19 protein-coding genes and 1 tRNA gene are annotated in these 19,959 nt (G+C 68.3%); 8 read left to right on the top strand and 12 right to left on the bottom strand.

From position 1 onward, the window contains the following. Nucleotides 1-3: 3 nt before the first annotated feature. The 3 genes from ACNQQL_RS28145 to ACNQQL_RS28135 all read left to right on the top strand — a co-directional run bounded on the left by ACNQQL_RS28145 (nt 4) and on the right by ACNQQL_RS28135 (nt 1,297). Complete coding sequence (locus tag ACNQQL_RS28145; RefSeq protein WP_347067271.1) at nt 4-804, top strand: BON domain-containing protein; 801 nt, start codon at nt 4-6, stop codon at nt 802-804. Continuing rightward, on the top strand, nt 801-1,154 hold the full coding sequence (locus ACNQQL_RS28140) for a c-type cytochrome (RefSeq protein WP_072443150.1): 354 nt from the start codon (nt 801-803) through the stop codon (nt 1,152-1,154). Before ACNQQL_RS28145 ends, ACNQQL_RS28140 begins: the two co-directional genes overlap by 4 nt. A gap of 67 nt (nt 1,155-1,221) precedes the next feature. After that, nucleotides 1,222-1,297, top strand: a tRNA-Ala gene (locus tag ACNQQL_RS28135). Nucleotides 1,298-1,410: 113 nt separating this feature from the next. Here the strand turns inward: ACNQQL_RS28135 and ACNQQL_RS28130 are convergent. The 3 genes from ACNQQL_RS28130 to ACNQQL_RS28120 form a co-directional block, all read right to left on the bottom strand. Next, complete coding sequence (locus ACNQQL_RS28130; RefSeq protein WP_347067269.1) at nt 1,411-1,722, bottom strand: hypothetical protein; 312 nt, start codon at nt 1,720-1,722, stop codon at nt 1,411-1,413. Nucleotides 1,723-1,889: 167 nt separating this feature from the next. Next, nucleotides 1,890-3,287, bottom strand: a complete 1,398-nt coding sequence (locus ACNQQL_RS28125) for an enolase C-terminal domain-like protein (RefSeq protein ID WP_347067267.1) — start codon at nt 3,285-3,287, stop codon at nt 1,890-1,892. 62 nt (nt 3,288-3,349) lie between these two features. Next, a complete protein-coding gene (locus tag ACNQQL_RS28120) occupies nt 3,350-4,690 on the bottom strand; it encodes an MFS transporter (RefSeq protein ID WP_072443159.1) in 1,341 nt (446 codons plus the stop codon). A gap of 307 nt (nt 4,691-4,997) precedes the next feature. Between ACNQQL_RS28120 and ACNQQL_RS28115 the strand changes: the two genes are divergently transcribed. Further along, nucleotides 4,998-5,627, top strand: a complete 630-nt coding sequence (locus tag ACNQQL_RS28115; protein ID WP_347067265.1) for a DUF2239 family protein — start codon at nt 4,998-5,000, stop codon at nt 5,625-5,627. A 16-nt stretch (nt 5,628-5,643) separates the two neighbouring features. Then, nucleotides 5,644-6,975 (top strand): carotenoid oxygenase family protein, encoded by a 1,332-nt coding sequence (locus tag ACNQQL_RS28110; protein ID WP_347067263.1) that lies wholly within the window; start codon nt 5,644-5,646, stop codon nt 6,973-6,975. Nucleotides 6,976-6,988: 13 nt separating this feature from the next. On the opposite strand, the gene ACNQQL_RS28105 is transcribed toward ACNQQL_RS28110, so the two are convergent. From ACNQQL_RS28105 to ACNQQL_RS28090, 4 genes are read right to left on the bottom strand one after another with little or no spacing between them, the layout of a single operon-like run. Continuing rightward, nucleotides 6,989-8,155 (bottom strand): ABC transporter permease, encoded by a 1,167-nt coding sequence (locus tag ACNQQL_RS28105; protein ID WP_347067261.1) that lies wholly within the window; start codon nt 8,153-8,155, stop codon nt 6,989-6,991. A gap of 8 nt (nt 8,156-8,163) precedes the next feature. Beyond that, on the bottom strand, nt 8,164-9,318 hold the full coding sequence (locus tag ACNQQL_RS28100) for an ABC transporter permease (RefSeq protein ID WP_175964124.1): 1,155 nt from the start codon (nt 9,316-9,318) through the stop codon (nt 8,164-8,166). 21 nt (nt 9,319-9,339) lie between these two features. After that, nucleotides 9,340-10,038 carry an ABC transporter ATP-binding protein gene (locus tag ACNQQL_RS28095; RefSeq protein WP_347067258.1) on the bottom strand — a complete coding sequence of 233 codons (699 nt, stop codon included), beginning with the start codon at nt 10,036-10,038 and terminating at the stop codon, nt 9,340-9,342. Between the two features lie 7 nt (nt 10,039-10,045). After that, nucleotides 10,046-11,251, bottom strand: a complete 1,206-nt coding sequence (locus tag ACNQQL_RS28090; protein WP_347067256.1) for an efflux RND transporter periplasmic adaptor subunit — start codon at nt 11,249-11,251, stop codon at nt 10,046-10,048. 402 nt (nt 11,252-11,653) lie between these two features. Here ACNQQL_RS28090 and ACNQQL_RS28085 point away from each other — a divergent pair, with 402 nt between their 5' ends. Beyond that, the gene (locus ACNQQL_RS28085) at nt 11,654-11,887 is read left to right on the top strand and encodes a hypothetical protein (protein ID WP_072443178.1); all 234 of its coding nucleotides are present in this window, start codon (nt 11,654-11,656) and stop codon (nt 11,885-11,887) included. Between the two features lie 76 nt (nt 11,888-11,963). On the opposite strand, the gene ACNQQL_RS28080 is transcribed toward ACNQQL_RS28085, so the two are convergent. Further along, on the bottom strand, nt 11,964-12,722 hold the full coding sequence (locus ACNQQL_RS28080) for a Mut7-C RNAse domain-containing protein (RefSeq protein ID WP_347067254.1): 759 nt from the start codon (nt 12,720-12,722) through the stop codon (nt 11,964-11,966). Between ACNQQL_RS28080 and ACNQQL_RS28075 the strand changes: the two genes are divergently transcribed. Both ACNQQL_RS28075 and ACNQQL_RS28070 read left to right on the top strand, forming a co-directional pair. Further along, nucleotides 12,612-13,688, top strand: coding sequence for an NAD(P)-dependent oxidoreductase (locus tag ACNQQL_RS28075; RefSeq protein ID WP_347067252.1), 1,077 nt, complete (start codon nt 12,612-12,614; stop codon nt 13,686-13,688). The two genes, ACNQQL_RS28080 and ACNQQL_RS28075, sit on opposite strands and share 111 nt — an antisense overlap. A 79-nt stretch (nt 13,689-13,767) precedes the next feature. Continuing rightward, a complete protein-coding gene (locus tag ACNQQL_RS28070) occupies nt 13,768-14,409 on the top strand; it encodes a LysE family translocator (protein WP_347067250.1) in 642 nt (213 codons plus the stop codon). Nucleotides 14,410-14,868: 459 nt separating this feature from the next. Here the strand turns inward: ACNQQL_RS28070 and ACNQQL_RS28065 are convergent, their stop codons facing one another. The 4 genes from ACNQQL_RS28065 to argC all read right to left on the bottom strand — a co-directional run bounded on the left by ACNQQL_RS28065 (nt 14,869) and on the right by argC (nt 19,901). Beyond that, nucleotides 14,869-15,702 carry an OmpW/AlkL family protein gene (locus tag ACNQQL_RS28065; RefSeq protein ID WP_034183948.1) on the bottom strand — a complete coding sequence of 278 codons (834 nt, stop codon included), beginning with the start codon at nt 15,700-15,702 and terminating at the stop codon, nt 14,869-14,871. Nucleotides 15,703-15,717: 15 nt separating this feature from the next. Further along, nucleotides 15,718-16,959, bottom strand: a complete 1,242-nt coding sequence (locus ACNQQL_RS28060) for a DUF2957 domain-containing protein (RefSeq protein ID WP_347067247.1) — start codon at nt 16,957-16,959, stop codon at nt 15,718-15,720. Between the two features lie 140 nt (nt 16,960-17,099). Further along, entirely contained in the window at nt 17,100-18,521 is a 1,422-nt protein-coding gene (locus ACNQQL_RS28055; RefSeq protein ID WP_347067245.1) for a DUF2957 domain-containing protein, read from the bottom strand. A gap of 429 nt (nt 18,522-18,950) precedes the next feature. After that, nucleotides 18,951-19,901, bottom strand: a complete 951-nt coding sequence (argC, locus tag ACNQQL_RS28050; RefSeq protein WP_347067243.1) for an N-acetyl-gamma-glutamyl-phosphate reductase — start codon at nt 19,899-19,901, stop codon at nt 18,951-18,953. Nucleotides 19,902-19,959 lie beyond the last annotated feature (58 nt).

Here is a 19,959-nt window from a genome sequence, read left to right as displayed (position 1 = left end):
TCGATGAATCAAAGCCGCGTCAAACAGACGCTCGTCAGAACCACGTTGCTCGCCGCGCTGACGGCGGGCCTCGCCGTGTCGCTGCAGGGCTGTGTGCTCGGGGTCGTGGGTGCAGCTGCCGGCGGCGGCGCGCTGATCGCGACCGATCGCCGTACGCTCGGTGCGCAGACGGAAGATCGCGAGATCCAGGTCAAGGCGCTTTCGCAGATCAACAACGGGCTGCCCGACCAGTCGCACGTGAACGTGACGGTGTTCAACCGCCGCGTGCTGCTGACGGGCGAAGTGCCGAACAATGCGTCGAAGCAGCGCGCCGAGGAAATCGTGCGCGGCATCAACAACGTGAACGGTATCGTGAACGAGCTGTCTGTCGAGCCGGCGGCGTCGCTGTCGTCGCGTGCGAACGACTCGTACCTCGAAGGGCGCGTGAAGTCCGAGCTGATCGCGACGAAGGGCATTTCGGCGAACTACTACAAGGTCGTCAGCGAGCGCGGCAACCTTTACCTGATGGGTCTCGTGACGGTCGACGAAGGCAATCGCGGCGCCGAGGCCGCGAGCCAGGTGCCGGGCGTCGAGAAGGTCGTGAAGGTGTTCCAGTACGTCAAGCCGCAGGACGCGCAGGCGCTGCAGGCCGCGTCGCCCGCGAGCGGCACAACCGGCACGCAGGCTGCCGCCGCGCCGGCGGACACCGCGACGGTCGGCGCGGTGCCCGACGCGTCGGTGCAGTCCACGCCGCTGCAGCCGCCCGCGCCGATCTCGAATTCGTCGAACGTGCACCCGGGCAACCCGAAGGCACCGCCGCAATGAAGATCGTGCAGATGAAGCAGTGGATGGTGCAGGGCGCCGCAGCCGCGGCGCTCGTGGCCGGCACGCTGGGCGCCGCGCACGCGGACGTCGGCGACGGCCTGAAGGTGGCGCGCGGCAATGCGTGCATGGGCTGCCACGCGGTCGACCGCAAGCTGGTCGGCCCGTCGTTCAAGGATATCGCTGCCCGCTACAAGTCCGATCCGCAGGCCGTGGCGAAGCTGCAGAAGAAGGTGAAGGAAGGCGGCTCCGGCGTCTGGGGTGCAATACCGATGCCTGCGCACCCGCGGATGAGCGATGCCGACGTCCGTTCGGTGGTCGAATGGGTGCTGGCTGGCGCGCCGTCAAAGTGACGCTTCGGGGCTACGCGAAACCCCTATTGCCAAGCGCGGAAATGCGTGTGTATGATGGTCGACTGTTGGGGCGGTAGCTCAGCTGGGAGAGCGTCGCGTTCGCAATGCGAAGGTCGGGAGTTCGATCCTCCTCCGCTCCACCAACGGAATTCGAAGGGCCCGATCGCAAGATCGGGCCTTTTTGTTTTTGGCTGCCCCGGCGACCGTGGGCGACGCGCGCGTACCGCTTTCGACGTGACGCGACGACGGGCCGCGATCAGGTCGCCAGCCCATGGATAAACCTGAACGCCGGCACCGACAGCGCTGCGAACGCCGCCGTGATGACCGCGAGAATTGCCGTTCTCTTGCGCAGCAGCGCGAAGATGACGAACGACAGCGCGTAGAACGCACAGGTCAGCAGGATGATCCACCAGAACGTCGCATACCCCGCGCCGCCTTCGAAGTTCGACACGTTGCGCGTCATCCTGGGCGCGACATAGCCGGCGACGGTCATGCTCGCGGGCAGGCACAGCACCGAATACAGAACGAAGAGGATGACCTGTCGCGGCGTCGGGTCGGGAGACGTCATGGCGAGCGTTTCTTTTTGAGTGACGGGGGCGCTGAACCGTTCGCCGCGCGGGCAGGTTCAGGCAGCCGGCAGGATGCGGCTGTTTTCGGCGTTTGGCAACCGCCGATGCGACGCGGTATGCGGTCCGGATCGCGGTCGCCGCCCACCGTCCGCCGCCTGCCCTCCCGTCACCCCCGCCCGAAACTCGGCCGCTTCGGATCGTAAGTCCACCCCGGCACGAGATAGCGCATCGCGACCGCGTCATCACGCGCGGTGCCGCCCACCTCGTTGTACAGCGCATGCGCGGCCTCGACCTGCGCCATGTCGAGCTCGATCCCGAGCCCCGGCCGCTCCGGCACGGCCACCTTGCCGCCGACGATCGCGAGCGGCTCGCGCGTGAGCCGCGCGTCGCCTTCCTGCCAGATCCAATGTGTGTCGATCGCGGTGATCGAGCCGGGCGCGGCCGCCGCCGCATGCGTGAACATCGCGAGCGACACGTCGAAGTGGTTGTTCGAGTGCGAGCCCCACGTGAGCCCCCAGTCGCGGCACAGCTGCGCGAGCCGCACCGAGCCCTGCATCGTCCAGAAATGCGGATCGGCGAGCGGGATGTCGACCGCCTGCAGCCGCACCGCGTGATCCATCTGCCGCCAGTCGGTCGCGATCATGTTGGTCGCGGTCGGGATGCCGGTCGCGCGGCGGAATTCGGCCATCACCTCGCGGCCCGAATAACCGCCTTCCGGCCCGCACGGATCCTCCGCGTACGCGAGCAGGTGGCCTTGCCCGCGGCACAGCGCGACGGCTTCGTCGAGCGACCATGCGCCGTTTGGGTCGAGCGTCGTGCGTGAGTCCGGGAAACGCGCCTTGATCGCCGCGATCGCTTCCATTTCGTCGGCGCCGGCCATCACGCCGCCCTTCAGCTTGAAGTCGACGAAGCCGTAGCGCTCGACCGCGGCCTCGGCCTGCCGCGCGATCGCGGCCGGCGTGAGCGCCGCTTCGTTGCGCAGCCGGAACCACGCGTCCGATGCGTGCGTCTCGTCGCGATACGGCAGATCGGTGCGGCGCCGGTCGCCGATGTAGAACAGATACGCGAGCATCGGCACCGCGTCGCGCTGCTGGCCTTCGCCGAGCAGCGCCGCGACCGGCACGTCGAGATGCTGGCCGAGCAGGTCGAGCAGCGCGGCCTCGATCGCGGTGATCACGTTGTCGAGCCGCAGGTTGATCTCGTGCGGCTGGCGCAGCACGGCTGCTTCGCCGGCCGACGTCACCTCGTGCCGGATCGTCCGGCCCGCACTCGCGCCCGCGCCGGACAGCGCCGCGCGCACTGCGTTGAGCGTCGCCTGGTAGCGTCCGATCGACTGGTCGACCACGAGATCCGTCATGCGCTCGAGCGCGTGGCGGATCCCTTCGCCGCCCGGCACTTCGCCGACGCCGGTATGCCCGCTGCTGTCGTCGAGGATCACGAGGTTGCGCGTGAAGCAGGGTGCGTGTGCGCCGCACAGGTTGAGCAGCATGCTGTCGCGGCCGGCGACGGGAATCACCTGCATGCGCGTGACGCGCGGGGTGCCGGCACGGCGGGATTCGGACATCGGTTCGCTCCTGGTTCCGGTGGCGCGCGGGCCGCCGGACGCGCCGGCGCGGCCCGCGCCGTTCAATGAAGCTCGACGCGGCGGATCTCGCCGACGACGAACAGGTAGCAGATCACGGCGACGAGCGCGTGCGCGACGACATAGACGAGCGCACCGTTGAACGAGCCGCTGCGGTCGACGATATAGCCGATTGCGATCGGCGTCGTGATGCTCGACAGATTGCCGCACGTGTTGAGCAGCGCGCCGCTCAGCCCCGCGATCTGGCGCGGCGCGGTGTCCGCGTTGACGGCCCAGCCGAGCGCGCCGAGCCCCTTGCCGAAGAACGACAGCGCCATGAACAGCACGACGAGCACGTGCGAATCGGTGTAGTTGCAGACGATCATCGACATCGACAGCAGCATGCCGAACACGATCGGCACCTTGCGCGCGACCGACAGCGACCGGCCCTGCTTGAGCAGCGCGTCGGATACGACGCCGCCGAGAATCCCGCCGAGGAACCCGCACACGGCGGGGATCGACGCGACGAGCCCCGCGTTGAGGATCGACATCCCGCGCGCCTGCACGAGATAGACCGGAAACCACGTGATGAAGAAATAGGTGAGCGCGTTGATGCAGTACTGCGCGACGTACACGCCGATCAGCATCCGGCTCTTCAGCAGCGCCTTCACGTGACGCATCGACGGGCCGCCGCCGTGCGCGCCCGTCGCCTGGTCGATGTTGACGAGCGCGCCGCCTTCGGCGAGGTAGTCGAGTTCCGCGCGGTTGATGTTCGGGTGGTCCTTCGGGTCGTACATCGTGCGGTTCCACACCGCGACGAACGCGAAGCCGAGCACGCCCATCACCGCGAACACCGACTGCCAGCCGAACGCGTGCACGAGCCAGCCCATCAGCGGCGCGAACACGACGGTCGCCGCGTACTGCGCGGCGTTGAAGATCGCCGACGCGGTGCCGCGCTCGGCGGCCGGGAACCACGCGGACACGATCCGGCTGTTGGCCGGAAACGACGGCGCCTCGGCCGCGCCGACCAGGAAGCGCAGCCCGAACAGCAGCGCGAACGCGGCCGCGCCGCCGAAGAAGCCGATCGCGCCCTGCAGCAGCGTGAACAGCGACCAGAAGAAGATGCTGAACGCATAGACGATGCGTGACCCGTAGCGGTCGAGCAGCCAGCCGCCCGGCAGTTGCGCGACCACGTACGACCAGCCGAACGCGGAGAAGATGAAGCCGATCTGCACGTGGCTCAGGTGCAGCGCGCGGGCGAGGCTTGGGCCGGCGATCGCGATCGCCGCGCGATCCGCGTAGTTGATCGTCGTGACTGCGAACAGGACGGCCAGCACGAGCCAGCGCACGCGTGTGCGCCGGGCCGTTGCCGACGCGGACGCCGGCAGCGCTTGAAGCGGATTCATGACTGTCTCCTCCGAAAGGCGGAAGGTTGCCGTCGTGCGGCAGGCGCATCGGGTGCGCGCGTTATGTGTTCAGGCGCCGCCGATCGGGCGCCGGACGCCGATGCAGGCAGGGCGTCCGGGCCATTCTGTCATGTCGATATTTGCGCTTTCATGCCAATTGCTGACTTGATCGATTCAGCATTTGAATCGATGGTCGCGACGCGGCCTGCGGCGGTGCGCGGTCATTTTTTACCCGGATGATATTGACATTCAATTTATACCCGGATAAAAATAACGCCATTCCGATTCCTGCCTGCGGGCGACCACGATGACAACCTCCACGCTCCTTCCTTCGTACACGGCCTTCGACGGCCACCGGCGGCTCGCGTCGGGCCCGCTCGCGACGGTTGCGCTCGCGGTCCGGCAGGCTGCCGGCGACACAATGTCCGGCGCGATCCTGATCTTCGACGATGCGACGGGCCGCTCGATCGACCTCGACCTGCGCGGCACGGCGGACGATATCCGCGCGCGCTACGCGCCGCCGCCGGGCGACGCGCCCGGTGTCGCCGCCGGCGAGCCGGTCGCCGCCGGCGAGCAGCGCGGCCGCGGCCGGCCGAAGCTCGGCGTCGTGTCGCGCGAGGTCACGCTGCTGCCGCGTCACTGGGAATGGCTCGGCGCGCAGCCGGGCGGTGCGTCCGTCGCGCTGCGCAAGCTCGTCGAGGACGCGCGGCGCACGCATGCGGAGGCCGACCGGCGCCGCGACGCGCAGGCGCGCGCGTACCACTTCATGTCGGCGATGGCGGGCGACCTGCCCGGTTTCGAGGAGGCCGCGCGGGCGCTGTACGCGAACGACGCGATACGGCTGGCCGAGCTGGTCGCCGGATGGCCGGACGACTTACGCGACCATGCGCTCGCGCTGGCGCGCGGCGACCTGCCGCCGTCCACCGAAGACTGCTGACGGAACGCGCGACGAGATGACCGCATTCGACCTGAACCACGGCGCGATCGCGCCGGTCGCCGACGAAGTCGATCTCGTCGATCTGCGCGTGACCGGCGACATCCCACGCGAACTCGACGGCACGCTGCTGCGCAACGGCCCGAATCCGCCGGGCGGCCGCTTCGAAGGGAACGACGTGCTGTCGTGGTGGCCGGAAGCCGCGATGCTGCACGCGATCGCGTTCGAACGCGGCCGCGCGGCCATCTACCGGAACCGCTGGGCGCGCACGCGCCGCTGGGCCGCCGTGCATGCGCCCGCGCAGGCGCCGCATCTGCCCGATACCAATCCGAACGTGAACGTGCTGCAGCACGCCGGCGAATTGCTCGCGCTGGCGGAGGGCGGCGCGCCGTTCGCGATCACCGCCGCGCTCGATTCGCTCGGCGTGCCGGAGCGGCATGCGGGTTTCGATGGCGGGATGACCGCGCATCCGAAGGTCGATCCGGAAACGGGCGAACTGATCGCGTTTCGTGCGGACTGGCGTGCGCCGTGGCTGCGCTACGGCGTCGTCGACGCGCAGGGCGTGCAGCGCGTCGACCTCGCGCTCGACGTGCCCGCGCCGTCGATGATGCACGACCTCGCGATCACGGAAACCCGCAGCCTGCTGCTCGACCTGAACGTCGGCTACGACTTCTCGATGCTGCAAGAGGGCCACCGGATGCCGCTGCGCTGGCACGACGACCGGGCCGCGCGCATCGGCGTGATCGCGCGCCACGGCGGCGACGTGCGCTGGTTCGGCATCGAGCCGTGCTTCATCCAGCACGTCGTGAACGCGTACGACTGCGACGAATCGTGCATCGTGCTCGATGCGGTGCGCTATCCGTGGTACCTGCGGCTCGACGCGCGCACGGGCCGCTTTGCCGACAACCCGGTCGGCGAGCTGTGGCGCTACGTGATCGATACGGCGAACGGGCTGATCGACGAAGGGCCGCTCGCCGACGGCGGCATCGAGCTGCCACGCATCAACGAAAGCCGGACCGGGCGCCGCTACCGCTATTTGTATGCGGCCGAGCAGCCGAACAATACGGAAATGCGCGGCGTGATGCGCTTCGACCACGTGCGCGGCACGACGACGCGCTACGCGGTGCCGGCCGGTGACCAGAACGGCGAGCCCGTGTTCGTGCCGCGCCCGGGCGGCGTCGACGAGGACGACGGCTGGCTGCTGGTGATGGTCTACCGCGCGGCGACGGATACGAGCGACGTCGTGATCCTCGATGCGCGCGCGATCGATGCCGGGCCGGTCGCGACCGTGCACCTGCCGCGCCGCGTGCCGGCCGGCTTCCACGGCGCGTGGGTGCCGCGCGTGCGCTGAGCGGCCGTGCGCGTCACTGCGCGCGCAGCGCGTCGACGATCTTCAGCCGCGCGGCGCGCATCGCCGGCAGGAACCCGCCGACGAGCCCCATCACGAGCGAGAACAGCAGCGTCTTCACGACGATCGCGGGCGTCAGCACGAAACGGAACGACAAGTCCGCGAAAGTCTGGAAGTTGGTCGTCGAGAACGACGCGAACTGCATCAGCGACGCGCACGCGAGCCCCGCGACGCCGCCGACGAAGCCGAGCAGCAGCGCTTCCAGCAGGAACGCGGCGAGCACGCTCATGCGCTTGAAGCCGAGCGCGCGCAGCGTGCCGATCTCGGCGACGCGGTTCGCGACCGACGCATACATCGTGATCATCGCGCCGATCATTGCGGCGATCGAGAAGATCGTCGACAGCGTGATGCCGAGGATGTTGATGAACTTCGACAGCGCCTTCGACTGGTCGCCGTAGAAGGTCTGCTCGCGCTTCGCCTCGTCGGTCAGCCGCGGGTCGACGTCGATGTCGGCCTTGAAGCGCGCGAAGCCGTCGGCGCTCGGGATGCGCAGCACCATCGACGAGTAGCTCGTGCGCCGGAACGACTGCATCAGCTGGTCGACGTCGCCCCAGATCTCCGAATCGAAGCCGCTGCCGCCCGCGTCGAAGATGCCGACGATGGTCCAGTCGCGCTGCGCGAAATGCAGGCTGTCGCCGAGCTGCGTGCTGCTGAAGCCTTTCGCGATCGCGCTGCCGACGATGATTTCCGACGAGCCGGGCACGAACATACGGCCGGCCGCCAGCTTCACATGCGGCCGCAGCGCGAGGCCGGACGGCGACACGCCGCGGATCACGACGTTCGACGGCTTGCCGCTCGACGTCTTCACGAGCGAGATCAGCACGACGGCTTCCTTCGACACGAGCGGCCGGCCGTCGGGGCCGAGCGCGACGGCCGGGTGCATCTCGAGCGCGTTGGCCTGCTGGTGGTCGATCGAACTCTGGATTTCGGTCTCGGCGCCCTTGCGGATCACCACGGCGTTGTCGGGTTCGCCGGTCGACACGAGCGTCTGCGTGAGCCCCGCGTCGAGCATCTGCACCGCCGCGAACACGAAGATCACGAGCGCCATCCCGCCCGCGGTGAGCGCGGTGGTGAGCCGCCTGGTCCACAGGTTGCGCGCGATGTAGGTGAGCGGGATCGTCATGCGCGTGTCTACCCGATCGCCCGCAGGCCTTCGACGACGCGCACGCGCGCCGCCTGCCAGGCCGGCACGATCGCGGCCGCGACGCCGACCGCGACCGAGCACGCGGCCTGCAGCACGACCGTCTCGGCCGACACCCTGAACACCGGGAAGATGCTGCCCGCCGCCTGCTTGAACAGGCTCGCGGCGGGCGGCGTCGCGAGGATCCCGAGCCCGCCGCCGGCCACCGCGATCACGACCGATTCGCCGAACACGATCAGCGCGAGGAAGCCGGGGCCGAAGCCGAGCGCCTTCAGCGTCGCGTATTCGGCCGTGCGTTCGCGCGCGCTCATCGCCATCGCGTTGGCCATCACGGCCATGATGATCAGGATCACCACGTACGACACCAGGCGGATAGCCGCGATGATCTGGTTCGACATCGCGACGAAGCCGAGCTGGAACGCCTGCTCGGTCTCGGTCAGCGTCTCGGCGAGCGAGTTCTTGAACACCGCGTCGACGTTGCGCGCGATCGTCGCGCCGTCGTCGGGGTTCGCGACGCCGAGCACGAATACGCCGACCTGGTCGGCCTGTTTCGGCGTGCGCTGCCGCACCGTCTCGTTCAGGTAGTCCCAGTGGAACACCAGCTGGCGCGTGATCGTCGAATCGTCGCGGCCGTCGAGGATCCCGCGCACGACGAAGTCCCACGTGCCGGGATAGATCGTGCCCTTCAGCGGGATCACGTCGCCGATCCTGAAGCCGAACTGCGTCGCGAGCTGGCGCCCGACCAGGCAGCCGCGGCGGTCGCGGTTATAGTCGGCGCGCTGCTGCGCCGGGATGATGAATTCCGGATACAGGTCGAGATAGTTCTCCGACACCGCGAAGCTCGCGAAGAAGTTCTTCGGGTCGCGGTAGATGCCGCCGAACCAGTTCGAGCGGACCACCGCCGTCACGCCTTCGATGCCGCGTATCCGGTTCTCGTAGCTGACCGGCAGCGGAAACACGAGCGAGATCGCATTGCGCGTGACGAGCCGTCCGCTGGACGCGGCGGCCGCGCCCGCGTACCACGCGTCGACGACCGTGTGCAGCAGCCCGAACGCCAGCACCGCGATGGTCAGCCCGAGCACGGTCAGCAGCGTGCGCAGCCGGTGCCGCAGCGCGTTGCGCGCGATCAGCTTCAGCACGTACATCGCGCGCGCTCCCGCAGCCGGTCAGCCGGCGTACCCATCGATCAGCTCCCCTTTTTCCAGATGCACGACCGACCGCGCGGCGCCGGCCGCGTGCGCGTCGTGGGTCACCATGATGATCGTCTTGCCGAGCTCGGCGTTCATCCGCTGCAGCATCGCGAGCACGTCGGTGGCCGACACGCGGTCGAGGTCGCCGGTCGGCTCGTCGGCGACGATCAGCACGGGATCGGTGATCAGCGCGCGCGCGATCGCGACGCGCTGCTGCTGGCCGCCCGACAGCTCGGACGGGTAATGGGTCATCCGGTCGCCGAGGTTCACCATGTCGAGCACGAGCTCGACGCGCTCGCGCCGCTCGCGGCGCGACAGGTGCGTGAGCATCAGCGGCAGCTCGACGTTCTCGAACGCGGTGAGCACGGGCATCAGGTTGTAGAACTGAAAGATGAAGCCGACGTTCGCCGCGCGCCATTCGGCCAGCTGCGCCTCCGCGAGCTGCGAGATGTCGAGGCCGCCCACGCGCAGCTCGCCGCTGTCTGGCCGGTCGATACCGGCCACCAGGTTCAGCAGCGTGCTCTTGCCGGAACCCGACGGCCCCATCAGCGCGACGAAGTCGCCTTCGCCGATATCGAGCGTGATGTCGGTCAGCACGGGCACGATCTGGCTGCCGCGCCGGTACGACTTCGCGACGTGGCTGATCTCGACGAGGGGCGGCGGCGTGTCGTTCACGCTGGCGCTACTTCTTCGCGACGGCCACTTTCGCGCCGTCCTTCAGCTTCGCGCCCGGCGCGAGCACGACCGTATCGCCGGGTTTCACGCCGCGGATCGCGACGAGCTCGCCGATTCGAATGCCGGTGGTCACGGCCGCTGCGCGCACGGTGTCGTCCTTCACGACGAACACGACCGGCCTGCCGTCGCGCTCGACGACCGCGCTCGCCTGTACGGCCGTCACGGGCTGCCGGTCCTGCGCCGACACGGGTTTCGACAGGAACGCGATCTTCGCGCTCATGTCGGGCAGCACGCGGTCGTCGCGGTCGACGAAGCGCACCTTCACGAGCACGGTGGCCTTCGAGCGGTCGACGGTCGGCACGATGCGCGACACGCGGCCCGCGAAGCGCAGGTCGGGCAGCGCGTCGAGCTGAATCTCGCACGGCTGCTCGGCGCGGATCTTCGCGATGTTCGATTCGGCGACGTCGGCCTCGACTTCGAGCGTGTCCATGTCGGCGATCGTCACGACCGCGCCCTTGCTGTCCGATGCGGACGAGAACGGCGTGATGTTGTCGCCGACGTTCGCATGCTTCGCGAGCACGATGCCGTCGAACGGCGCGCGGATCACCGTCTGGTCGACCGCAACCTGCGCGGCTTGCGCATTGGCGTCGGCGGACGCGATCGCGGCCTCGCCGCTGCTGAGCGACGCGCGCGCCTTGTTCACGCGGGCCGTGTCGATGTCGAGCTGCGCGGCCGGCACGGCGCCCTTCGGCGCGAGCACCGCGGTGCGGCGCAACGCGATTGCGGCGTCCTTCAGCTCGGCCTGCTGCACGCCGAGGTTCGCGCGGGCGACCTTCGCTTGCGCGAGCGCCTGTGCCAGCGACGCCTCGACGTCGCGGCTTTCGAGGCGCGCGATGATCTCGTCCTTCTTCACGCGCGTGCCCTCGAGCACGCCGAGCCATTCGACGCGCCCCTGGCCCTTCGACGCGACCGCGGCCTTGCGCTGCGGCACGACGTAGCCGGTCGCATTGAGCTGCGTGTCGTTCTGGTACGGGTAGGCGGACGTGACGGATGTGGTTTCGACCGTCGTCCGGCCGGTGAGCGCGACGCCGGCGACGATCGCGACGATGACGAGCGCGGCGGCGACCGCATAGCGGACCCACCGGCGCCGCCGTGGCACCGGCGCGATCGGACGCCGGTCGATTTTCAGTTTGTCCAGATTGTGATCGGGCAATTTGAGCGCCTCGCGACGGCGGCGGTCTGGTGACCGGCCGCGATCCGGTTTCCGGGGAAAGGGACGGATGGACGCCCAGTATAGCGTCGCGGGGCAGCGCGCGAGAGCCGGTTTGCCGGGCCGCCGCGGCCGCCGGCGGACGGGCCGCGCGATGCCGGATAGGCATGCCGGGGCGGCCGGAAACCGGCGTCGTCGGGGAAAACCCGCGAGGCGCAAGCTGTGTGTCAACTTGCCGCGAAGGCGGCGCGTTATGGAGCCAGTACGTCAGTCTTTGTCGCGGCGAAACGGCGCAAGCCGGCCGCCCGGCGGCGACCGGAAACCCCGGCGCGACTGGCGTTCCGATGCGAATGCCTCGCATCTCTTACCGGTACGTTTGACTTTTTCTCCGCTAAAGGAAGAACAATGAAGAAGACGCTCGCTTCGATCATGACCGCAGCATTCGCACTCGCATCGGTTTCGGCATTCGCACAGGCGTCCGCGCCGGCAGCTGACGCGATGGCTCCCGCTTCGGCACCGATGAAGAAGGATCACAGCAAGCCGAAACACCAGCTGAAGAGCCACGGTTCGGCGAAGGGCAAGGCGAAGGCCGCCGCCGCTTCGGCTGCTGGCACGAACGACAAGGGCACGCAGAACTAAGCGATTCGCCCGGGGCCGGTGCTGCCGGCCACCCGTCGAAAAACCCCGCATGCTTCGGCATGCGGGGTTTTGTTTTTCAGGCGTCGCCGGGGCTGGCCGGCGGCGCCGGCGCGCGCATCTCGTCGACCACCGAACGCATGCGCCGCCAGTGCGAGCCTTCCCAGAACACGCGCCGGCAGACGTCGCACGCGGCAAAGCGCCGGTGCCGCTGCCGGACCCCGTCCGGCACGCGCGGCGCGGCGGCCTCCTCGTCGAGCGGATGCAGCGGCGCATTGCAGCGCAGGCACAGCCGGAACGGCCGCATGTGCGGCGCGAGATCGAGCCGTTCGAACAGTTCGCGCAACTGGTCGGCCGGCTGCACCGCGTGCAGGTAGCAGCCTCGCGCAACCGCGCGCCGCTTGAGCAGCTCGCGGTCGCGGGTCAGCACGACCCGGCCCTCGCGGCCGGCGAGCGCCGCGAGCTCGTCGTCGCGGTAGTGGTTGTCGTAGCAGGTATCGAAGCCCGCGAGGCGCAGCAGTTGCGCGAGGCCGCCGAGATGCGCGTCGGCGACGAAGCGCCATTGTTCCGGTTGCGGCGCGGTTGCACCGTTGGCTGCCGGCTGCGCGCGCTCCGGAAAGGCCTCGACACGGTCGCCGTCGTCGAGCGGCCGGTCGAGCGCGGCCGGCGCGTCGTTCACGCGGAGCCGGCCGATTTCGGTATGCGGGACGCCAAGCGCCTCGATCGCATGCTTCACCGTCGCATCGCGCGCACACGCGTGCCCGAACGCGCGGTCGCGCTGCGCGCGCGGGAGAAAGGCGTTCAGTTCGCCGTGGAAGCGGAAGGTTGCGGTCGCCATCCGTGCAGTATCGCACCGCGCCCGGCCGGCGGCAGGCGCTGCAGACGGCCGGCATCTGTGTTTAACTCGCGGCTTCACGGAGCGAAGGAGCGGGCAATGGATCTCGGGTTTATCGGGCTGGGCGAAATGGGGCAGGCGATCGCGACGAACCTGCTGAAGGCGGGGCATACGGTGCGGGTCTGGAATCGGTCGCGCGAGCGGGCCGAGCCGCTCGCGGCATTCGGCGCGCAGATCGTCGACACGCCGGCCGACGCATTTCGCGGCGACGCCGTGTTCTCGATGCTCGGCGACGACGCGGCCGCGCGCGCCGTGTTCGACGACGCGCTGCTCGCACAGGCGCCGCGCGGCCTGATCCACGTGAACATGGCGACGGTGTCGGTTGCGCTCGCCGAATCGCTCGCGCATGCGCACGCGTCGCGCGGCATCGATTACGTCGCCGCGCCGGTGATGGGGCGGCCCGACGTCGCGGCCGCCGCGCGCCTGACGATCATGGCGGGCGGCCCGGCCGAGGCGATCGACCGCGTGCAGCCGTTGTTCGACGCGATCGGCCAGAAGACCTGGCGGTTCGGTTCGCTGCCGCAGCACGCGAACGTCGCGAAGATCGCGGCGAACTTCACGCTTGCGTCGGCGATCGAGACGCTCGGCGAAGCGTCCGCACTGCTGGGCGCACACGGCGTCGCGATGCGCGACTTCCTCGACGTGATCACGAGCAGCGTGTTTCCGGGGCCCGTCTACGAAGGCTACGGCTCGATGATCGCCGAGCGGCGTTACGAGCCCGCGCGCTTCAAGGCGCGCCTCGGGCTGAAGGACGTCCGGCTCGCGCTGGAGGCCGGCGACGCCACGTCGGTGCCGCTGCCGGTGGCGAGCGTCGTGCGCGACAGCCTGCTCGATGCGCTCGCGCACGGCGGCGGCGAGCAGGATTTCGCGGTGCTCGGCGAGGTCGCGCTGCGCCGCGCGGGCCGCTGATCCCGGGCGCGACAGAAGCGCGGCGCGCACGGCATAATCAGCGTTTCGTCTTTCTACTTTCTTTCACGCAGAGGCGGGCATGAACTTGCATACGTGGTGGCTTTTCGTGGCGACGGTGTTCGTCGTGTCGGCGATTCCGGGCCCGAACATGCTGCTCGTGATGACGCATGGCGCGCGGCACGGGCTGCGGCGCTCGTCGGCGACGATGGCCGGCTGCCTGAGCGCGCTGGTGCTGATGCTGTCGGTGTCGGCGGCGGGCCTCGGCGTGTTTCTCGAAGCGTGGCCGGCGATGTTCAACGCGCTGCGCTTCGCGGGCGCGGCCTACCTGATCTATCTCGGCGTGAAGGCGTGGCGCGCGCGCGTCGACGAAGCGCCGTTGGCCGCCGACGTCGAAACCGTGTCGCGCCAGGCTGCGGCGGCGTCGCGCTGGGTGCTGTTCCGCAACGGCTTCCTGGTCGCGGGCAGCAACCCGAAGGCGATCCTGTTCGCGGCCGCGCTGCTGCCGCAGTTCATCAACGCGGCCGAGCCGACGCTGCCGCAGTTCGGCATCCTCGTCGTCACGTTCGCGGTGATCGAGGTGAGCTGGTATCTCGTTTATGCATCGTTCGGCACGCGCATCGGCGCGACGCTGAAGAGTCAGAGCGTCGCGAAGATCTTCAACCGGCTGACGGGCGGGTTGTTCGTCGGCTTCGGCGCGATGATGGCGCTGGTCCGTCACTGATTCCGGACTGATTCAGGCGCGCCGAACGCCCCGCTCCTCGCAAGAGGGCGGGGCGTTCGTCTTTTTGCGTCCGCTTCACGTTCGCTCATGCACGCGGGCGAGTCGACGCCGCCACGCCGGACAGGCGTCCGGCCGAGAGGCCGAATGCGGTGGCCGCGCCGGCGAACGCGAACCCGACGCCGCACACCGCACTCCATCCGCCCGATGACCACGCGCTGGCCGAGGTGCTGGACGGGGAGATTGGGAAGGGGTCAGAAGCCAGCGAAGCGATTTAGAGTCGGCATTCGAGGGAAAATCCTTATTTTCTCTACGGAAATGTTGCATTGCGGAAACCGATTCGCTATAGTGGCACCTGTCTCCTCCATGTCTCCTCTGATATGGATTCAGCCCGCCTCTTAGGCGGGCTTTTTTTTGCCTGCGATTTTGCCGCGGCGTTCCAGTCGTCGTCCGTCGCCGGGCTCAGAACTTGTACGTCATCCCGACGTAGCTGATGATCGGGTCGGCCTTCAGGTCAGATTTCGACTCGGCCAGCACCGAACCGTCGGCCGCCTTGATCGTCACCGTCGACGTCGTCTTCAGCGGGATGTACGTCACCGACGCGATCAGCCCGAAATGCTCGGTCATGTTGTACTGCAGGCCCGCGTTGAACACCGGCTGCCATGACGACGACGCCTTCGCCTCCACCGATGTCGTACCCGGCTTGCCCGCGCCCGCCGCGAGAATCGCGCCGAGGTTGTCCTGCGTCTGCTTGATGAAGTTCGTGTTGAGCTGCAGGTCGCTGAACCAGTTGTACGACACGCCAAGGCCGAGGAACGGCCGGAACTTCGCGGTCGCCTGCCCGAAGTAGTACTGCAGCAGCACGGCCGGGCTCCACTGCCGCACGCTCTTCACGATCGGGTTGACCGACGCCAGCCCGATGTTCTGCGTGCCGAGCGCGCCGGCAGGGCCGGGCGGCTTGATCGTGCCCTGGCCCGACACCTTGAACACCGGCGGCACGCCGGCCACCGACGTGACCGCGATGTGGTCGGTCAGGAAGTGGCTGATCGTCAGGCCGACGGTGTCGGCGCCGCTCGTGCGCAACCCGGTGCCCGGCGACGTGAACGACGGCGGCAGCCGCAGCGGCGTGTTGATCGGTGTCGGCGCGACGTTGGTCGTCATCGGCGTGCTGCTCTGCTGCGGCATCACGTGGAACCAGCCCAGCGTGACGACGTTGCTGCCGGCGCTCTGCGCGTGCGCCGCGAGCGGCGCCAGTGCGGCGGCGCCGGCCGCCGCGCAGAGAAGGGTTTTCTTCATCACGGCTTCCCCCGCTTACTGGACGAACGCGCCGATCGTGAAATACGGCGTCGATCCCGCGTTATCGAGGAAACCGAACACGCCACCCGAGAAGATGAACTTGCCGGTCGGCGACGTGCTGCCCGAACCCGTGTGGGTCGTCGTGACCGTGCCAGGCACCTTCTGCGTGTAGTCGAGGTCGAGCACTCTCGTGAGCGACGCCTGGGACGGCTGGAACGGATCGAGCAGCGTCGCCTGGGTGTTGATCAGCGCGGTGGTCCGGTAGTTGAACTCGCTGTCGACGCCGATGTACTCGCCGTTCTGCGAGCCGGCCGCGATCGCCGTCTGCGGCGCGAGGATCGAGATGCTCGATTCGTCGTCGGCGGTGAGGCCCGGCACGCCGTTGCTGTCGGGTGTCGGGTTCGGGTTCGCGACACCCGTGCGCACGAGGATCGGCACGAGCTGGTTGCGCAGCTTGCCGACGATCATGAAGCCCTTGCCCTGCGGCGTGGCCGACAGCGTCGGCTTCAACTGGCTCCGGTAGTTGTTCGACTGGAACGCGCCGCTGCCGTCCGCGGCCGGCACGAAGTTCGTGCCCTGCTGCGTGCATGCGCCGCCGGCGAACTGGCCGGTCGTGTCGCACTTGGTCCACGAGCCGTCCGCGTTGATCGTCACCTTCGCGTCGATCGACGCGGGCGCGAAGTTCTGCGACGGCACCTCGCCGAAGCCGACATGGCTGTACGTGCCCGCCACGTTCGCGAGGTTGGTCTCGATCGACGAGAAGCCGATGAACGGGTAGTACGGGAATTTCGTGTCGGGCACCGCGGCCTGGCCGAGCACGCCGCCGAACTGGATTTCCTTGCCGGGAATCGTGCCGCCGGCGACGCCGAAGCCGACGAAGATCCGCGCCGGGCGCGACGGATCGAGGCTCGCGCCGTTCAGGCGGAACGCGCACTGGTTCAGCTTGTTGGTCGGCAGCAGCGTTTCCTGCGTGAGCGTGCCGCTGTCGACGGTGCCCGCGCGGGTCGGCGTGACGGTGCCGGTCGTGCGCGGTACCGCCGATTCGACATACGTGACCTGCCACGTCATCTTGGTCGTGTCGAGCTGGACCTTGGCGAGTTCGCCGCTGCCCGCGCCGCCGGTAAACACGGTGCTGTAGTCGAGCGACGCGGGACAGAGCCGGTCTTCGACGAGCGGGGGCGGGTTGTCGCTGCCGCCGCCGCAGGCGGAAAGAAGGGGGGCGGCAAAGGCCGCCGCCAGAATGAGGTTGCGCTTCATGTTGCTCCTCCAGATTTGTCTTGTGTGGCGGCCAGCTCCCTGTCGGCCGCTTCTGTTGCTTGTGCTCGTCCTGCGTGCGCGGTGCCGCGCGCTTCGTCCGTCGCGCGGCGGCGGGCGGGCCGCCGCCGCGTCCTCGATCGCTACTTGCTGATCTGCGCGCCCACGCCGAAGTACGGTGTCGACGACGTCGTCGAGTTCGCCGACGTCGACGTGACGCCGCCGTTCACCGTGCCCTGCACGAGTGCCGCGTACAGCCCGCCCGTCGCGATCACCACGCCCGATGCGGACGGGTAGGTCGCGCCGCTCGGCGGCGTCGTCTTCGCGTTCAGCAGGCCCGGCGTCGCCTGGCCGTAGTCGAGCGTGAAGCCGTCTTCCTCGGCCTGCGTGGTTGGGTTGATGAACGATGCGTTGCTGCCGCGGATCAGGGCGGCCGTGTACTTGAAGTTCGAGTCCGCGCCCGCGTAGCCGCCGTCGATCGAGCCCGACGTGATCGCCGTCGCCGCGCCGAGCACCGCGATGCCCGATTCGTCGTCGACCTGCGCGTCGAGGTGCAGCGGCGGCGTACCGAGGTTCACGTTGCCCGTGCGCACGATCACCGGCACCGTCGCGCCGTTGAGCTGGCCGATCACCATGTGCGCGGTCGCCGACTTGCCGGTCGCGCCGACGATCGGCAGTTGCGTTTGCGGCAGCGTCTGCGGCGCCTTCGTGCTGTCGAAGTAGCCGCCGTTCGCGCTCGTCTTCCACGGATCGCCGGTCGTCTGGCAGCCGCCCGAACCGGTCGACGTGCACGCGCCGTTCGCATCGAACGTCTCGCTCGAGTTCGATCCCTTCGTCGCGTAGTTGCCCGACGGCACGAGGTGGTAGATCAGCGCGTTGTACGTGCCCGGCAGCTTCGACAGGTCGGTCGTCGTGTTCGCGAAGCCGAGGAACGGATAGAAATCGAAGTGGCGGTTCGGCACCTGGCCGACGTTCTGCACGACGCCCGGGATGATCGTCAGCCCGTCGTACTGGATCGTCGCGCCGGGAATACCGCCGCCCGCGACGCCCATCCCGACGAGCAGCATCGGCGGGTTCGCCTGGTTGAAGTCGGCGGCCGTCGAATAGGTCGAGCGGTCCGGCGCGGGGCCCGTGCCCGGCGTGAGGACGAACGCGCAGCGCGTCTGCTCGGCGGTCGGCAGCGTGCCGGTCGGCGGGTGGATGACCTTGCCGGTGATCGTCGTGCCGACGCGGCTGGGCGTGACGGTGCCCGTCTTCAGCGGAATCGGCGATTCGAGCCACTTGAGCGTGTACGTCATCGCGACTGCGTCGATGTTGACGCTGACGATCTCGCCGCTACCGGCACCGCCGAGATACGTGTTCTTCACGATGTCGGCGTTGGCCGGACACAGCGAACCGTTGACGGGCTGCGACGGCGGCGGCCCTTGCGTGCCGCAGCTCGATCCGGAACATTGGGGCGCATTGATCGGCGCGAGCGCGCCGCCGGAATCCCCCCCACCACATGCAACCAGGAAAGGGGCAATGGCAAAGGCCGTTGCCACCCCCTTCGATAAGGCGTGCGACATGCCGCTGTCTCCAATCGTTTAATTGTGCGAGCTAATGTCGCCGCCTTGATTTTTGCTGTCAATTGATGAACCCGTCTAAAAAAGGCGATTGAAACGGACGTCGTGTTTTAAATCCTTGTCCGACACGGCATTCAGTAAGAATTAAAACATGCGAGGGGCTGGCAAAAGCTGCCGGAGTGGGGGATGTGCCACGCGCGGAAGGCTGTCGAAGAACCTTCCCGCGCACAGCGGCAGTGTTTAAAGCGGTGGTATCCGGTTTATCCCTATTCGGGATTGACTGGAGAAATAAGGGGGAGTTAATTCGCTGGTAATCGCGCAATGGAAAGCTTGTAAATATTTGTAAATGCGCGAACAGGATTTTATTTATTGCGTGATGCGGGTAAATAAAAAGCCGGCCAGCGGCCGGCTTTGCATCGCACGAGAGGATGGTCAGCGCGTGAGGCCCGCATCCTCGGCCGCGTCGATGTTGAGGTTCATGCACTGGATCGCGGCACCCGACGCACCCTTGCCGAGGTTGTCGAGGCGCGCGACCGTGACGAAGCGCTCTTCGTTGCCGAACACGAACAGGTCGACACGGTTCGTGTCGTTGTTCGCCTGCACGTCGAAGAAGCCGCCGTCGAGGTTCGCGTCCGCGTTGAATGGCGCGACGCGCACGAATGCTTCGTCCGCGTAGTATTCGGCGAACACGCGTTGCACGTCTTGCGGCGTCGCACGCTTCGCGAGCTGTTCGGGCGTGAAGTAGGTCGTCACTGCGAGACCCTTCAGGAACGGGCCGACGATCGGCGTGAAGATCGGCGGGTTCGCGAGGCCCGTGTGCGCGGCCATTTCCGGCAGGTGCTTGTGCGTGAGGCCGAGCGCATACGGGCGCGGGCTCGCGAGCTTGCCGCCCGGCGCCGCGTTCTCGTAGTCGGCGATCATCGACTTGCCGCCGCCGCTGTAGCCGGTGATCGAGTAGCTGTGCGCGGCGAACGTCGGCGCGACGATGCCCGCATCGACGAGCGGACGCATCGCGAGCACGAAGGCCGATGCGTGGCAGCCCGGCACCGCGATGCGCTTCGACGTGCGAATCTTCTCGCGCTGCGCGCGGGTCAGTTCGGGCAGGCCGTAGGCCCAGTCGGCGCTCGTGCGGAACGCGGTGCTCGCGTCGATCAGCGTCGTGTTCGGGTTCTCGACGAGCGAGGCCGATTCGCGCGACGCGACGTCCGGCAGGCACAGGAACGTGATGTCCGACGCGTTGATCAGGCGGCGGCGCTCGTCGACGTCCTTGCGCTTCGCTTCATCGATGCGCAGGATCTCGATATCGTTGCGCGCCGACAGGTATTCGAAGATCTTGAGGCCGGTCGTGCCTTCCTGGCCGTCGACAAAAACTTTGGTGCTCATTTCGCTCTCACTGGATGAAACGGGGGCCCGCGCCCGGAGATCGCCATTTTAAGACGTC

It is taken from the genome of Burkholderia sp. LFS061, assembly GCF_047978125.1.
GTDB classification, from domain to species: Bacteria; Pseudomonadota; Gammaproteobacteria; order Burkholderiales; family Burkholderiaceae; genus Burkholderia; species Burkholderia pyrrocinia_C.
This window is presented reverse-complemented; position numbering and strand designations above follow the sequence as displayed.

What these genes read in the sequence shown, in the direction of transcription:
- ACNQQL_RS28060 (WP_347067247.1), bottom strand. Translation starts at nt 16,959, where the DNA reads ATGAAGCGCAACCTCATTCTGGCGGCGGCCTTTGCCGCCCCCCTTCTT.
- ACNQQL_RS28085 (WP_072443178.1), top strand. Translation starts at nt 11,654, where the DNA reads ATGAAGAAGACGCTCGCTTCGATCATGACCGCAGCATTCGCACTCGCA.
- ACNQQL_RS28145 (WP_347067271.1), top strand. Translation starts at nt 4, where the DNA reads ATGAATCAAAGCCGCGTCAAACAGACGCTCGTCAGAACCACGTTGCTC.
- ACNQQL_RS28070 (WP_347067250.1), top strand. Translation starts at nt 13,768, where the DNA reads ATGAACTTGCATACGTGGTGGCTTTTCGTGGCGACGGTGTTCGTCGTG.
- ACNQQL_RS28065 (WP_034183948.1), bottom strand. Translation starts at nt 15,702, where the DNA reads ATGAAGAAAACCCTTCTCTGCGCGGCGGCCGGCGCCGCCGCACTGGCG.
- argC (WP_347067243.1), bottom strand. Translation starts at nt 19,901, where the DNA reads ATGAGCACCAAAGTTTTTGTCGACGGCCAGGAAGGCACGACCGGCCTC.
- ACNQQL_RS28100 (WP_175964124.1), bottom strand. Translation starts at nt 9,318, where the DNA reads ATGTACGTGCTGAAGCTGATCGCGCGCAACGCGCTGCGGCACCGGCTG.
- ACNQQL_RS28075 (WP_347067252.1), top strand. Translation starts at nt 12,612, where the DNA reads ATGCTTCACCGTCGCATCGCGCGCACACGCGTGCCCGAACGCGCGGTC.
- ACNQQL_RS28080 (WP_347067254.1), bottom strand. Translation starts at nt 12,722, where the DNA reads ATGGCGACCGCAACCTTCCGCTTCCACGGCGAACTGAACGCCTTTCTC.
- ACNQQL_RS28115 (WP_347067265.1), top strand. Translation starts at nt 4,998, where the DNA reads ATGACAACCTCCACGCTCCTTCCTTCGTACACGGCCTTCGACGGCCAC.
- ACNQQL_RS28140 (WP_072443150.1), top strand. Translation starts at nt 801, where the DNA reads ATGAAGATCGTGCAGATGAAGCAGTGGATGGTGCAGGGCGCCGCAGCC.
- ACNQQL_RS28130 (WP_347067269.1), bottom strand. Translation starts at nt 1,722, where the DNA reads ATGACGTCTCCCGACCCGACGCCGCGACAGGTCATCCTCTTCGTTCTG.
- ACNQQL_RS28055 (WP_347067245.1), bottom strand. Translation starts at nt 18,521, where the DNA reads ATGTCGCACGCCTTATCGAAGGGGGTGGCAACGGCCTTTGCCATTGCC.
- ACNQQL_RS28125 (WP_347067267.1), bottom strand. Translation starts at nt 3,287, where the DNA reads ATGTCCGAATCCCGCCGTGCCGGCACCCCGCGCGTCACGCGCATGCAG.
- ACNQQL_RS28120 (WP_072443159.1), bottom strand. Translation starts at nt 4,690, where the DNA reads ATGAATCCGCTTCAAGCGCTGCCGGCGTCCGCGTCGGCAACGGCCCGG.
- ACNQQL_RS28105 (WP_347067261.1), bottom strand. Translation starts at nt 8,155, where the DNA reads ATGACGATCCCGCTCACCTACATCGCGCGCAACCTGTGGACCAGGCGG.
- ACNQQL_RS28110 (WP_347067263.1), top strand. Translation starts at nt 5,644, where the DNA reads ATGACCGCATTCGACCTGAACCACGGCGCGATCGCGCCGGTCGCCGAC.